This is a genomic window from Pseudomonas sp. LBUM1645, from assembly GCF_059716185.1.
This window is the reverse complement of record NZ_CP166811.1, coordinates 1,145,666-1,159,833: the sequence shown is the minus strand read 5'-3', so window position 1 is coordinate 1,159,833 and position 14,168 is coordinate 1,145,666. Positions and strand designations below refer to the sequence as shown.

14 protein-coding genes are annotated in these 14,168 nt (G+C 58.7%); all 14 read right to left on the bottom strand.

Annotated features, from left to right (window positions below; translation table 11 throughout):
* Window positions 1-161: 161 nt before the first annotated feature.
* On the bottom strand, window positions 162-953 hold the full coding sequence (locus ACA079_RS05050) for an amidohydrolase (RefSeq protein WP_497702774.1): 792 nt from the start codon (window positions 951-953) through the stop codon (window positions 162-164).
* Window positions 941-2,089 (bottom strand): pyridoxal phosphate-dependent aminotransferase, encoded by a 1,149-nt coding sequence (locus ACA079_RS05045; protein WP_497702773.1) that lies wholly within the window; start codon window positions 2,087-2,089, stop codon window positions 941-943. Before ACA079_RS05045 ends, ACA079_RS05050 begins: the two co-directional genes overlap by 13 nt.
* Before the next feature lie 291 nt (window positions 2,090-2,380).
* Window positions 2,381-3,850 carry a ribosome biogenesis GTPase Der gene (gene der, locus ACA079_RS05040; RefSeq protein ID WP_046046039.1) on the bottom strand — a complete coding sequence of 490 codons (1,470 nt, stop codon included), beginning with the start codon at window positions 3,848-3,850 and terminating at the stop codon, window positions 2,381-2,383.
* 139 nt (window positions 3,851-3,989) lie between these two features.
* Entirely contained in the window at window positions 3,990-5,141 is a 1,152-nt protein-coding gene (bamB, locus tag ACA079_RS05035; RefSeq protein ID WP_497702772.1) for an outer membrane protein assembly factor BamB, read from the bottom strand.
* Window positions 5,134-5,775 carry a tetratricopeptide repeat protein gene (locus ACA079_RS05030; protein WP_033061474.1) on the bottom strand — a complete coding sequence of 214 codons (642 nt, stop codon included), beginning with the start codon at window positions 5,773-5,775 and terminating at the stop codon, window positions 5,134-5,136. The genes bamB and ACA079_RS05030 overlap by 8 nt, the downstream gene beginning before the upstream one ends.
* 40 nt (window positions 5,776-5,815) lie before the next feature.
* On the bottom strand, window positions 5,816-7,105 hold the full coding sequence (hisS, locus tag ACA079_RS05025) for a histidine--tRNA ligase (protein WP_033061472.1): 1,290 nt from the start codon (window positions 7,103-7,105) through the stop codon (window positions 5,816-5,818).
* Between the two features lie 24 nt (window positions 7,106-7,129).
* A complete protein-coding gene (gene ispG / locus ACA079_RS05020) occupies window positions 7,130-8,239 on the bottom strand; it encodes a flavodoxin-dependent (E)-4-hydroxy-3-methylbut-2-enyl-diphosphate synthase (protein ID WP_008147751.1) in 1,110 nt (369 codons plus the stop codon).
* Window positions 8,240-8,242: 3 nt separating this feature from the next.
* Window positions 8,243-9,271, bottom strand: coding sequence for a RodZ domain-containing protein (locus tag ACA079_RS05015; RefSeq protein ID WP_497702771.1), 1,029 nt, complete (start codon window positions 9,269-9,271; stop codon window positions 8,243-8,245).
* Window positions 9,271-10,029 (bottom strand): type IV pilus biogenesis/stability protein PilW, encoded by a 759-nt coding sequence (pilW, locus tag ACA079_RS05010; protein WP_497702770.1) that lies wholly within the window; start codon window positions 10,027-10,029, stop codon window positions 9,271-9,273. The genes ACA079_RS05015 and pilW overlap by 1 nt, the downstream gene beginning before the upstream one ends.
* A 12-nt stretch (window positions 10,030-10,041) precedes the next feature.
* The gene (rlmN, locus tag ACA079_RS05005; protein WP_033061468.1) at window positions 10,042-11,190 is read right to left on the bottom strand and encodes a dual-specificity RNA methyltransferase RlmN; all 1,149 of its coding nucleotides are present in this window, start codon (window positions 11,188-11,190) and stop codon (window positions 10,042-10,044) included.
* A 28-nt stretch (window positions 11,191-11,218) separates the two neighbouring features.
* A complete protein-coding gene (ndk, locus tag ACA079_RS05000; protein ID WP_007903599.1) occupies window positions 11,219-11,644 on the bottom strand; it encodes a nucleoside-diphosphate kinase in 426 nt (141 codons plus the stop codon).
* A gap of 92 nt (window positions 11,645-11,736) precedes the next feature.
* Complete coding sequence (gene iscX / locus ACA079_RS04995; RefSeq protein ID WP_008147746.1) at window positions 11,737-11,937, bottom strand: Fe-S cluster assembly protein IscX; 201 nt, start codon at window positions 11,935-11,937, stop codon at window positions 11,737-11,739.
* A 14-nt stretch (window positions 11,938-11,951) separates the two neighbouring features.
* Entirely contained in the window at window positions 11,952-12,293 is a 342-nt protein-coding gene (gene fdx / locus ACA079_RS04990; protein WP_282481871.1) for an ISC system 2Fe-2S type ferredoxin, read from the bottom strand.
* A 2-nt stretch (window positions 12,294-12,295) separates the two neighbouring features.
* On the bottom strand, window positions 12,296-14,158 hold the full coding sequence (gene hscA / locus ACA079_RS04985; RefSeq protein WP_497702769.1) for a Fe-S protein assembly chaperone HscA: 1,863 nt from the start codon (window positions 14,156-14,158) through the stop codon (window positions 12,296-12,298).
* Between the last annotated feature and the right edge of the window lie 10 nt (window positions 14,159-14,168).

The following is a 14,168-nucleotide window of genomic DNA, read 5'->3' as shown; positions in this document are numbered from 1 at the left end:
GCCTTTTTGTTTGCCTGCAAATTATGCAGTGGCTGTCATGGCCTCATCGCGAGCAAGCTCGCTCCCACAGTAGATCTGGGTGTACATATAACTTGTGTTCACATCGATCAACTGTGGGAGCGAGCTTGCTCGCGATGAGGCCAGTTCAGACAGCGAAAATCTCAGGTGAACTCGAACGTATCCGCATCCAGATTCGCCGGAAAGCGTGTGCGATAAGCCGCCAGTTCCGCCGCGTCCAGAACGACCTTGAACACCCCGTCAGCCTCGCCCGCACTGAGTAACGTCTCGCCCTGAAAATCCAGCACCTGGCTGTCACCGGTATACGCAAAACCTTTACCGTCAGTACCAATGCGATTCACCGCCGCTACGTAGCAAAGATTTTCAATCGCCCGCGCTGGCAGCAAACGGTTCCAGTGCTGACGCCGTGCCCCCGGCCAGTTGGCGGTGTACAGCAGCAAATCGGTGTCCTGAGCATCGCGGCTCCAGACCGGGAAGCGCAGGTCGTAGCAAATCAGCGGACGCACTCGCCAACCCTTGAGTTCGAACTGCACCTGTCGCTCGCCGGGGGTGAAGTGGTTGTGCTCGCCGGCCATGCGGAACAGATGGCGCTTGTCGTAGTGCCACACCTCCCCATCCGGTCGCGCCCACAACAGGCGATTGCGATGGCTGCCGTCAGCTGCCTGGACGATCACGCTGCCGGTGATCACTGCATCCAGTTTCGCTGCCTGAACCCGCAGCCATTTGCTGGTCGGACCGTTTTCCGACTCGGCAAGGGTCTCGGACTCCATCGAGAAACCGGTGGTGAACATCTCCGGCAGGATGATCAGGTCAGCGCCGCGAGCCTGTTCCAGCAACGACTCGAAATGCTCCAGGTTGGCCTGACGATCGTGCCAGGCCAGGGTGGTCTGGATCAGCGCGATGTTCAGATTGGGCAGTGCACTCAGATCACGCATAGTTTTGCCGCTGCTTCACGCAGGGTCTCCTCGCGTTTGGCGAAGCACAGGCGCACCAGGCGCTGGCCTTCGGGTGGAGTCTGGTAGAACACCGAGATCGGGATGCTTGCCACGCCATGTTCGCGGGTCATCCACAACGCCATCTCGACATCATTGAGGTCCGGGCGGATCTGCGAGTAATCGACCAATTGGAAATACGTGCCGGCCACTCGGGTGAAACTGAAGCGCGACGGCGCCAACAGATCGCAGAACAGATCGCGCTTGGCCTGATAGAAAGCCGGCAGTTCTTCAACGTGTTCCGGGTGCTCGGCCATGAAGTCGGCCAAGGCGTATTGCAACGGCGTCACGCCGCAGAAACTGACGTATTGGTGAACCTTGCGCAGCTCCGCTGTGAGGGCCGGCGGTGCGACCACGTAGCCGGTTTTCCAGCCAGTGACGTGATAGGTCTTGCCAAAGGAACTGACCACGAATGCTCGCGGATACAGTTCTTCGTGATTCAGCACGCTGACGTGAGGCACGCCATCGAACACCAGGTGTTCGTAGACCTCATCACTGATGACATAGATGTCGCGGTCGCGAATCAACGCCGCCAGCTGATCCAGCTCGGCACGACTGATCAGTGCACCGCTTGGGTTATGTGGGGTGTTGAGGATGATCATCCGCGTGCGCGGCGTAATGGCTTCACCCAGCTTCTGGAAGTCGATGGCGAAGTCATTCAGGCCCAACTGCACGTGAACGCAGCGACCACCGGCCAGTTCAACCGAAGGTTCATAACTGTCGTAGGCCGGATCGAACACGATCACTTCGTCGCCGCTGTGGATAACCGCTTGAATGGCGCAAAAAATCGCCTGGGTTGCACCGGGCGTGACTGTCACTTCATGGTCGGCATCCACATTGACGCCGTAGCTGCGGGCAATCTTCGCCGCAATCTGCTGACGCAATGCCGGAAGGCCGGTCATCGGCGAATACTGGTTATGGCCACTGGCGATATGCCGACCGACCGCATCGCACAGGGCCTGCGGCGCATCGAAATCGGGAAAACCCTGGGACAGATTCAGCGCCCCGGTTTGCGCCGCGAGCTGAGACATCTGAGTGAAGATAGTGATGCCGACATTCGGCAGCTTACTGGTGATCATCGGTGATTCCCTGCTCTACACCCGGCTCTACGGCGGCGCGGGAGAGCCCGAGGATAGCCCATCCAGCGCCCATAAAAAAAGGGCGCCTGCTGGCGCCCTTCCTTCAAAACATTCACACATAACCTGTGGCGAGGGAGCTTGCTCCCGCTGGAGCGCGTAGCGGTCCCAATATCTGCAACCGAGATCGTTCAGGTAGAACGCGTCGGCCGGTTTTGCGACTGCTGCGCAGTCGAGCGGGAGCAAGCTCCCTCGCCACATTAGCCCACACACAAATGTGTGTTGGGCTGTGAATCAGCGCTTGTCGCGGCGCTTCTTGTCGGCTTTCTTGTGGTGCGACATCATCCGACGCTTCTTGTTGACCTGGCGGTCGGTGAGCGAATTCTTGTTGCCTTCGTACGGGTTCTCGCCGCCCTTGAACTCGATGCGGATCGGAGTACCGACCAGCTTCAAGACACGACGATAAGTGTTTTCCAGATAGCGCACGTAAGACTTCGGCACTTTCTCGATCTGGTTACCGTGAATCACGATGATCGGCGGGTTAGCACCACCCAAGTGGGCATAACGCAGCTTGATCCGACGGTTGTTGACCATCGGTGGCGCGTGCTCACCAACCGCATCTTCCAGAATCGTGGTCAGGCGGTTGGTTGGCCAGCGGGTGACCGCAGACTTGAACGAGTTCTGTACGGAGGCGTAGAGGTTGCCCACGCCCGTGCCGTGCAGGGCCGAGATGAAGTGGATGTCGGCGTAGTCAACGAAGAACAGTCGACGTTGCAGCTCGACCTTCACGAAGTCGCGCTCGCTCGGCGTCATGCCGTCCCACTTGTTGATCGCGATCACCAGCGCACGACCCGACTCAATGGCGAAGCCCAGCAGGTTGAGATCGTGATCGACCACGCCTTCGCGGGCGTCCATCACAAAGATCACCACGTTGGCGTCTTTGATCGCTTGCAGGGTTTTGACCACGGAGAATTTTTCGACTTCTTCGTGGATCTTGCCGCGCTTGCGCACACCAGCGGTGTCGATCAGCGTGTACTTCTCGTCGTTACGCTCGAACGGGATGTAGATACTGTCGCGGGTGGTGCCGGGTTCGTCATACACGATCACCCTGTCTTCACCGAGCATGCGGTTGACCAGCGTCGACTTGCCGACGTTCGGACGGCCGATGATCGCGATCTTGATCCCGTCTTTTTCGCTAGGGCCAGGAATGCGCTTGGCTTCCTCGCCTTCGGCAACGATCTCTTCCTCGCCTTCTTCCAGCTCGTCATCGTCTTTCGGGAAGTCGCTGAGGGCGATTTCCAGCATCTGGGTGATGCCACGACCATGAGCACCGGCGATCGGGATCGCGTGGCCCATGCCCAACGGGGCGAATTCGGCGCGGGCCATTTCAGGGTCGATGTTGTCGACCTTGTTGGCAACCACGTAAGAACGCTTGTTACGTTTGCGCAAATGCTCGGCGATCATCTGGTCGGCGGCGGTGAAACCGGCCTTGGCATCTACCAGGAACAGAACGACATCCGCTTCTTCAATGGCCAGCAGCGACTGCTCGGCCATTTTTTCGTCCATACCGTGCTCGTCACCGGAGATACCGCCGGTGTCGACCAGAATGTAGGAACGCCCTTGCCACTTGGCCTCACCGTATTGGCGATCACGGGTCAGACCGGACAAGTCGCCGACGATGGCGTCGCGAGTCCTGGTCAGGCGGTTGAACAAGGTGGACTTGCCGACGTTCGGTCGGCCCACCAGGGCGATTACGGGAACCATGCGGCTCTCCACTTCGTTATTTCAGAAAATACAAAAGCCGCTGCGAGGCAGCGGCTGGTGCTCGGGGCAGCGCTTGAGGGCGCTGCGAACCCCGTCGAACGGGGCTGCCTGGGGTTTAACCCCAAGCATAGTCAAACCTTTACTTAATGGTCAGGGCTTCCAGCTTGCCGCTGTTGCCATACAGATAAATCGTGTCACCCACCACCAGCGGACGGGCACGCAGGCCGTCGCTGTCGATGCGCTCGCGGCCGACGAAACGACCGTCCACCTGGCTCAGCAGATGCAGGTAACCTTCCATATCACCGACTGCAACGTAGCTGGAGAACACTTCCGGAGCCGACAGTTGACGACGGGCCAGCGAATCGTTGCTCCACAAGGCTGTGGTGGAACGTTCGTCGACGCCTTCAACGGTGCCCGAAGACAGGCTCACGTAGACGCTGCCAAAACCCTGGGCGACACCGGCATAGCTGGAAGCATCACGCTGCCAAAGCTGACGACCGCTTTGCAGATCCAGTGCAGCAACGCGACCCTGGTAGCTGGCGACGTACAGCGTTTCGCCGGAAAGCAGCAGGCCACCGTCGATATCGACAACGCGCTCCAGTTCCGAACGACCTTGTGGAATCGCTACACGTTGTTCCCACACCGGCACGCCGTTGGAAATATCGAGAGCGACCACTTTACCGGTCGACAGACCAGCCACCGCGAGGCGGTTGGTGACGATCGGCGCACTGGTGCCGCGCAGGGTCAATACCGCCGGAGTACTGTCGTACAACCAGCGCTGGGTGCCGGTAGCGGCATCCAGACCGATCAGACGGTCATCCTGAGTCTGAACTACAACGACATCACCGTTGTTGGCCGGCGGTGCGAGGACTTCACTGGACACGCGAGCGCGCCATTTCTCTTCACCGTTGATGGCGTCCAGGGCAACGATTTCACCCTTGATCGTACCGATCAGGAGCAGACCGTAACTGACGCCGACAGCGCCGGAAACAGGCAGTTCGAGATCTTTCTTCCATTTGACGTCGCCATTGCTGCGATCCATCGCCATCACCACACCGGTGACGTCGGCGGCATAGATGGTATCGCCATCGATCGCCGGAACCAGCATGTTGTACGAATCGCCCTGACCGTCACCGATCGAACGACTCCACTGCTTGTGCAGAACCACTTCTTCTTTAAAGTCGGTCAACTCGGCCGGTGGCAGTTCTTTTTTGCTGTTGCTGCTGCAACCCGCGGCCAATATGGCCAGAGCCAGCAATGCTGCATGTTTCCAACGAATCACGTCACGCATCCCCTTTGGCCAGGTCGTCCAGCTTGATTTGTAGGCCACCCACTGCCGCTTCATCCGACAGTGCCGCCTTGGCTTTTTGATACGCTGCGTTCGCTTCATCGGTACGACCCAACTGCACCAGCAGGTCGCCTTTGAGTTCTTCGCGAGTGGCCAGGAATGCTTTATCGGCATCGCCTTCGAGCAGTTTCAGGGCTTCATCGGCCTTGTTCTGCGCGGCCAGCACCTGCGCCAGACGCTGACGAGCAATTTCGCCCAGCGCCGGGTTGGCCGGTTTGGCAACAATGGCTTTCAGCTCGCTGGCTGCGTCATCCAGCTTGCCGCTGTCGACCGCGACTTTTGCCACGAACAGGCTGCCGTACTGCGCGTAAGCGCTACCGCCGAACTCGCTGTTGAGCTTGCCGGCCAGGTCCGCAACACGGGCGGCATCAGGCTTGCCGTCTGGCGTCAGCGTGGTTTCCAGCAGTTGCTGATAGAGCATCGAGGCGCCTTGCGACTGATTGCTCTGATACTTGTGAAAGGCCTGCCAGCCGAACACGATGACCAGCGCCAACAGGCCGCCAGTGACCAGGGGCTTGCCGTTGCGTGTCCACCAGTCCTTCAAATCCGACAGCTGTTCGTCTTCGGTACTCGACACCCCAATACTCCTTAATCGCTAAATCGGCTGTTTGACAGCTTCAACCCTGCACGACGCAGGTGGCCAGGTGTGCAGCAAGCGCATCCCAGGCAATGCTTTGTTGTTCGCCCTGGCCACGCAGGGGTTTGAAACCTACCACTTGCTGGGCCATTTCGTCGTCACCGAGGATCAGCGCGTACAACGCACCGCTCTTGTCGGCTTTCTTGAACTGGCTTTTGAAGCTACCGGCGCCGGCATTCACTTGCAGGCGCAGGTTGGGCAATTGATCACGGACACGTTCACTCAGGGCTAGACCGGCCAACTCGGCGGCTTCACCGAAAGCGCAGAGGTAAACGTCGACCTGACGGGAAATCTCTTCCGGGATCTGCTCCAGGGTTTCAAGCAGCAGCACCAGGCGCTCGATGCCCATGGCGAAACCAACGCCCGGGGTCGGCTTGCCGCCCATCTGCTCCACCAGACCGTCGTAACGACCACCGGCACACACGGTGCCTTGGGCGCCCAGCTTGTCGGTGACCCATTCGAAAACGGTCTTGCTGTAGTAATCAAGCCCGCGAACCAGCTTCGGGTTGATCACGTAAGGAATGCCGGCGGCGTCCAGGCGAGCCTTGAGACCCTCGAAGTGCACGCGGGATTCTTCGTCGAGGTAGTCGGCCATTTTCGGCGCGTCGACCAGGACGGCTTGAGTGTCAGCGTTCTTGGTATCCAGGACCCGCAAAGGGTTGGTTTTCAGACGGCGCTGGCTGTCTTCGTCCAGCTTGTCCAGGTGGGCCGAAAGGAACTCGACCAGCGCCTCGCGATAACGACCGCGGGACTCGGCAGTGCCCAGGCTGTTGAGTTCGAGCTTGACCGCATCACGGATGCCCAGCTCGCCCCACAGGCGCCAGGTCAGCACGATCAGCTCGGCATCGATGTCCGGACCGTCAAGGTTGAAGACTTCGCAACCGATCTGGTGGAACTGGCGATAACGGCCTTTCTGCGGACGTTCGTGGCGGAACATCGGACCGATGTACCAGAGTTTCTGCACCTGACCACCGCCGGTGATGCCGTGCTCGAGCACCGCACGCACGCAGGCCGCTGTGCCTTCGGGGCGCAGGGTCAGGGAGTCGCCGTTGCGGTCGTCGAAGGTGTACATCTCTTTTTCGACGATGTCGGTTACTTCACCGATGGAGCGCTTGAACAGCTCGGTGAACTCGACGATCGGCATGCGGATCTGCTTGTAACCGTAGTTATCCAGCAAACGCGAGACGGTACCTTCGAAATGACGCCACAGGGGAGTCTGCTCGGGCAGGATGTCGTTCATGCCACGTATGGCTTGCAGAGACTTGCTCACTATAAATCCTTAAATTCGTTCGACTCAGCCGCGCGCAATGACTGCTGCGTCAGCTTCGACCTTTTCGGCCGCTTTCTGACGGATCAAGCGTTCAAGCTCATCCACCAGATTGTCATTCGTCAGTTTCTGCGACGGCTTGCCGTCGATGTAAATCAGGTTTGGCGTGCCGCCGGTCAAGCCGATATGGGCTTCCTTGGCTTCGCCCGGTCCGTTGACCACGCAACCAATGACCGCAACATCCAATGGCACCAGCAAGTCTTCAAGGCGCCCTTCCAGCTCGTTCATGGTTTTGACCACATCGAAGTTCTGCCGCGAGCAGCTCGGGCAGGCGATGAAGTTAATGCCACGGGAACGCAGATGCAGGGATTTGAGAATGTCGTAGCCGACTTTCACTTCCTCGACCGGGTCGGCCGCCAACGAGATGCGAATAGTATCGCCAATCCCTTCGGCGAGCAGCATACCGAGGCCCACGGCGGATTTCACCGTGCCTGAACGCAAACCACCGGCTTCGGTGATGCCCAGGTGCAGCGGCTGGACGATTTCCTTGGCCAGCAAGCGGTAAGCGGCGACGGCCATGAACACGTCGGAGGCTTTCACGCTGACCTTGAAGTCCTGGAAATTCAGGCGTTCAAGATGCTCAACGTGACGCAAAGCAGACTCGACCAGCGCAGCCGGGGTCGGCTCGCCGTATTTCTTTTGCAGGTCTTTTTCCAGGGAACCGGCGTTCACGCCGATGCGGATAGGAATCCCGCGATCACGGGCGGCATCGACTACCGCACGCACGCGGTCTTCGCGACCGATGTTGCCCGGGTTGATTCGCAGGCAGTCAACGCCCAGTTCGGCTACGCGCAGAGCGATCTTGTAGTCGAAGTGGATGTCGGCAACCAAAGGTACTTTGACCAGCTTCTTGATCTTGCCGAAGGCTTCAGCGGCATCCATGTCGGGCACGGAAATGCGCACGATATCGACGCCAGCCGCTTCCAGACGATTGATCTGGGCCACGGTGGCAGCGACGTCATTGGTGTCGCTGTTGGTCATGCTCTGCACAGCGATAGGCGCATCGCCGCCAACGGGCACGTTACCGACCCAGATTTTGCGGGATTCGCGACGTTTGATTGGAGATTCGCCGTGCATGACTTATTGACCCAACTTCAGGCGAGCAGTCTCGCCACTGGTGAACGGAGCGACATCAACCACCTGTCCGTTGTAGCTGACCTGCGCGCCACGGGCGAAGCCCAGACGCACGGTAAACGGTGGCTTGCCGCTCACGGAAACGTTTTCGCCTTTACGCTTGAGACCGCTCAACAGCACCTTGCCGGAGCCATCGCTCACTTGCGTCCAGCAATCGGCAGTGAATTGCAGCTGAACCTTGCCTTGGCCGGCAACCGGAGCAGCCGCGGCTGGAGCGGGAATGGTCGGAGTAACCGAAGCGCTCGCAGGCGGGGTCGATACAACAGGAGCAGTCGGGGCTGTCGCGACTGGAGTCGCGACAACTGGAGCGGTGCTGTGGGCAGGTGCAACAGGCGTTGGCGCTGGTGCAACCGGTGCAGCAGGCGCAGTCGCTTCAGCTTCGGTCGACGCATCAGTCGAAGTCTCGGCTTGCGGCAACGCAAGCGCGGTTCCACCTTCAGCTTGACCTTCCGCGACGGCCTGGTCTTCCGGCTCGTCCAGCGGATGGATCTGGGTGGTGCCGTCAGCGCCTTCGACTTCAACGTGTTCCGGGCTCAGGCTGGTCACGTCTTTGGTGCGCAATGAGGTTTGATCCTGCCACCAGACAAATCCACCACCAATCACTGCGATCAGCAACAGCAGGCTGACAATTCGCAAAATAGTGTGGGAAACCCGAACCGGCTCTTCGATACGCCCCAGGCTATGAACGTTGCTGCCCTGGGAGTCGGTGCCGGTGGATTGGTCGAACTGTTGGACCAGTACGGTTTGATCCATGCCGAGCAATTTCGCGTAGGCGCGAATATAACCGCGAGCAAAGGTATGCCCAGGCAGCTTGTCGAAAGCGCCGGCTTCCAGATTGCTCAGGGAATTGACGGTGAGGTTGAGCTTGAGGGCCACTTCGGCCAGCGACCAGCCATTGCTTTCGCGAGCCTGGCGCAAAGTCTCACCGGGATTAACGCGATTCGCTGCTACAACTTCGGGATGCGCCGCTTTCATCATTGCTCCGACAGGTATTGCTGATATTCCGGCGTACCGGGATAGAGTCGTTTTAGTTGCAGGCCAAAACTGGCGGCCTTGTCGCGATCATCAAACACTTTTGCCAGCCGAACGCCGAGCAATAGACTACGTGCATTTTGCTCGGTGAGCTGGCTAAAACGATCGTAATAGTCACGCGCGGGCACATAATGCCTGTCTTCGAAGGACAACTCAGCCATTTCCAGCAATGCTCTTGGCTGTTGGCGATTCAAACGCAGGGATTTTTCCAGCTGCTGCTGCGCCAGATCGCGCTGCCCCAGCTTCGAAGCGGTCATTCCAAGGTTCTCGAACACCCGCGAACGCTCAGGATACAAGGTATCGGCGGCGGCCTGTTCAAAGCGCTCGTACGCCTCTTTGTACCGTTTCTCTTCGTAAAGAAAACTGCCGTAGTTGTTCAGGATTCGCGCATCGTTGGGGCGGGAAGACAGCGCCTTGCGAAAATGCTGATCCGCCAGCTCCGGCTCCATCTCGGCCTGGAATACCAGACCCAGCGCAGCGTTGGCATCCGGATCCGAGTCATCCAGATCCAGCGCTTTCTTCAACGGTACTTTCGCCCGTTCGGTCATGCCCTGCTGCAAGTACCCCAAGCCCAGCTGCACATAGGCAACGCGCGCCTCATCGCGGCCCTTGCTGGTCTTCATCGGGTTGAAATCGCCCGACAGGACACAACCAGCACACAGGCTGGCCAACAGCAAAAGCAGCGCGAAGCGCAGGGACATAGAGATCCTCTCTTAATTATTGTTCGCAGCGTTCTGTGCGATATCGTTTTCGGCGCTTAACTCACGCACGGCGATATAACGCTCGCTGCGACGGGTGCGATCCAGCACCTGTCCTACCAATTGGCCACACGCGGCATCGATGTCTTCACCGCGAGTGGTGCGTACGGTGACATTGAAGCCGGCATGGTGAAGCTGATCCTGGAAACGACGAATCGCGTTATTGCTCGGACGCTCGTAACCGGAATGCGGGAACGGGTTGAACGGAATCAGGTTGATCTTGCACGGGATGTTCTTGAGCAACTCGATCATTTCAACGGCATGTTCAACCTTGTCGTTGATGTCCTTGAGCAAGGTGTACTCAATGGTCAGCACGCGCTTCTCGCCCAGGGACGACATGTAGCGCTGGCACGACTCGAGCAGCATCTTAAGCGGATACTTCTTGTTGATCGGTACCAATTGGTTACGCAATGCGTCGTTCGGTGCGTGCAGGGACAACGCCAGGGAGACGTCGATGTGCTTGGACAGCTCATCGATCATCGGCACCACACCCGATGTAGACAGGGTTACGCGGCGCTTGGAGATCCCATAGCCCAGGTCATCCATCATCAGATGCATGGCAGCCACGACGTTGTCGAAGTTCAGCAGCGGCTCACCCATGCCCATCATCACCACGTTGGTGATGGCACGGTCGGCGGTCGCCGGGATGCTGCCGAACGATTTATTGGCAATCCACACCTGGCCGATGACTTCGGCGGCAGTGAGGTTGCTGTTGAAACCTTGCTTGCCGGTGGAGCAGAAACTGCAATCCAGGGCACAGCCTGCCTGGGACGAAACGCACAAAGTGCCGCGTTTGCCCTGGGGAATGTACACGGTCTCGACGCAGCTGCCGGACGCCACGCGCACCACCCACTTACGGGTGCCGTCGGTGGAGATATCCTCGCTAACCACTTCAGGACCACGAACCTCGGCAATAACCTTGAGCTTGTCGCGCAAGGCCTTGCTGACGTTCGTCATGGCGTCGAAATCATCGACGCCAAGGTGGTGAATCCATTTCATTACCTGACCGGCACGGAAACGCTTCTCCCCGATTGAGTCGAAGAATTTTTCCATTTCCAGCTGAGTCAGACCCAGCAGGTTGGTTTTTACAGTCGATGTAGTCATGGATTCACCTTCACTCTTAAGCCAATGCTTAGCGAGTGGTTACTTCAGTAGCTGCGAAGAAGTACGAGATTTCGCGAGCAGCAGCGGCTTCGGAGTCCGAACCGTGTACAGCGTTGGCGTCGATCGAATCAGCGAAGTCAGCGCGGATGGTACCGGCAGCAGCTTCTTTAGGGTTGGTAGCGCCCATCAGCTCACGGTTCAGAGCGATAGCGTTTTCGCCTTCCAGAACCTGAACGACAACCGGACCGGAGATCATGAAAGCAACCAGGTCGTTGAAGAAACCACGAGCGCTGTGCTCAGCGTAGAAGCCTTCAGCTTCAGCTTTGGACAGTTGCTTCAGTTTCGAAGCTACAACGCGCAGGCCAGCTTTTTCGAAACGAGTGGTGATCTCGCCGATAACGTTTTTTGCAACAGCGTCAGGCTTGATGATGGAGAAAGTACGTTGAACAGCCATGGTGTAACTCCAGAAACGGTAATTTGCGAAAAATTAAACCCGCGAATTATACGCGGGTTCTTTGGTATTGCCTAACTGCGTACGGCGCAGACTCAGTCTGCTTCTTCGATCCAGGCGGCCTGAATGGCTTCAAGCACCTTCTCGCCACCGCGGGTCGGATCATCACTGAACTCCGGCAATGCCAGCACCCATTTGTGCAGATCGACGAAGTTCACGTAACGCGGGTCCACATCCGGCTTGGATTCAGCCAGTTGGATCGCGATTTCCAGCACATCAACCCATTTCAGACTCATTTCAGTTCCTTGAATCAGTGCGGCGCTTCGGCCGCATGGTTGAGCGAGTATTTCGGAATTTCGACAGTCAGGTCTTCATTTCCGACGATCGCCTGACAGCCTAGACGCGATTGCGCCTCCAGACCCCAGGCACGATCAAGAAAGTCTTCTTCCAGCTCATCCGCTTCTTCCAGCGAGTCGAAACCTTCGCGGATGATGCAGTGGCAGGTGGTGCAGGCGCAGACGCCGCCACAGGCGCTTTCCATCTCGATATGGTGTTCGTGGGCCAGCTCGAGAATGGATGTGCCAGGCTCAGCCTCCACAACCATACCTTCCGGGCAGAACTTATCGTGTGGCAGAAAAATGACCTGCGGCATCGTTATTCCTCAATCTCATTCAGGTTGCGCCCCGCCAGCGCGGCTTTCACCGTCGAGTCCAGGCGGCGGGCAGCAAAGGCGTCGGTCACTTGCGACAGACGCTTGGTCTGCTGCTCGATGGCGTAACCATCGGTGCCTTTCATCAATTCGGTCAGTTCCTGCATCTGCAATTCGATGACCATGCGCTCTTCGGCGTCGAGCAAGCGCTCGCCATCGACATCGAGGGCGCCCTGCACCGCTTCGATCAGGCGCTGGGCATCGACCTGCTGCTCACGCAACACTCGAGCGACCTTGTCGTCGTTGGCGTGCTGGAACGAGTCCTTGAGCATCTTGGCAATTTCGCCATCCGTCAGACCGTAGGACGGTTTGACCTGGATGCTGGCCTCAATACCCGAACCCAGCTCACGGGCAGAAACACTGAGCAGACCGTCGGCATCGACCTGGAAGGTGACGCGAATCTTCGCCGCACCCGCCACCATCGCCGGAATGCCGCGCAATTCGAAACGTGCCAGGGAACGGCAGTCGCTGATCAGCTCGCGCTCGCCCTGCAATACGTGGATCGCCATGGCCGACTGGCCATCTTTATAAGTCGTGAAGTCCTGAGCGCGGGCGACAGGGATGGTGGTGTTGCGTGGAATCACCTTCTCCATCAGTCCGCCCATGGTTTCCAGCCCCAGGGACAACGGAATCACGTCAAGCAACAGCAACTCATCGCCATCACGCTTGTTGCCAGCCAGAGTATCGGCCTGGATCGCGGCACCAATGGCCACCACTTGATCCGGATCGATTTCGGTCAGCGGCTCGCGACCGAAGGCTTCTGCGACGGCTTCGCGGACGCGAGGCACGCGAGTCGAACCGCCGACCATGACCACGGCATGCACTTCTTCCAGCTCGATGCCGGAATCACGCACAGCGCGGCGACAGGCTCTCAGACTGCGAGCAACCATCGGCTCGATCAGCGCATTAAAGGCTTCACGGGTCAGCTCGGCTTTCCAGTCGCCATAAGCGACTTCAACGGTCGAGGTATTGGTCAGGGCTTCTTTGGCCGCACAAGCGGTTTGCAGCAGATGGCGTTGCGCACCCGGATCGAGGTCGGCGGACAGACCGGCGCTCTCGATAATCCAGCCAGCGATTGCGTGGTCGAAGTCATCGCCGCCCAGCGCGCTGTCGCCGCCAGTAGCCAAAACCTCAAACACACCGCCGGTCAGGCGCAGAATTGAAATATCAAAGGTGCCGCCACCCAGGTCATAAATAGCGACCAGGCCTTCAGCGTGCTGATCCAGACCGTAAGCCACAGCGGCAGCGGTTGGTTCATTGAGCAAACGCAGTACGTTCAGACCGGCCAGCTTGGCCGCATCCTTGGTGGCTTGACGCTGAGCATCGTCGAAATAGGCCGGAACGGTGATCACCGCGCCTACCAGTTCGCCACCCAACGTCGCTTCGGCGCGCTGACGCAGCACCTTAAGGATATCGGCGGAAACTTCGACCGGGCTTTTCGGGCCCTGAATCGTGTCGATGAACGGCATGTGCGATTCGCCGCCGACAAAGCGATACGGCAGTTGATCGCCCAATTGCTTGACGTCGGACAGACCACGACCCATCAAGCGCTTGACCGACAGCACGGTGTTCAAAGGGTCGGTGGCGGCAGCCAGCCTGGCCGACTCGCCGACTTCGACGCGATCAGCGTGGTAGCGCACGGCAGACGGCAGGATGACCTGCCCGTCAGCGTCAGCCAGAGGTTCGGAAAGACCACTGCGCAATGCAGCGACCAGCGAATTGGTAGTGCCCAAGTCGATCCCCACAGCCAGACGACGCTGGTGCGGTTGAGGACTTTGGCCGGGTTCGGCGATCTGCAGTAGGGCCATCGTTATCAGG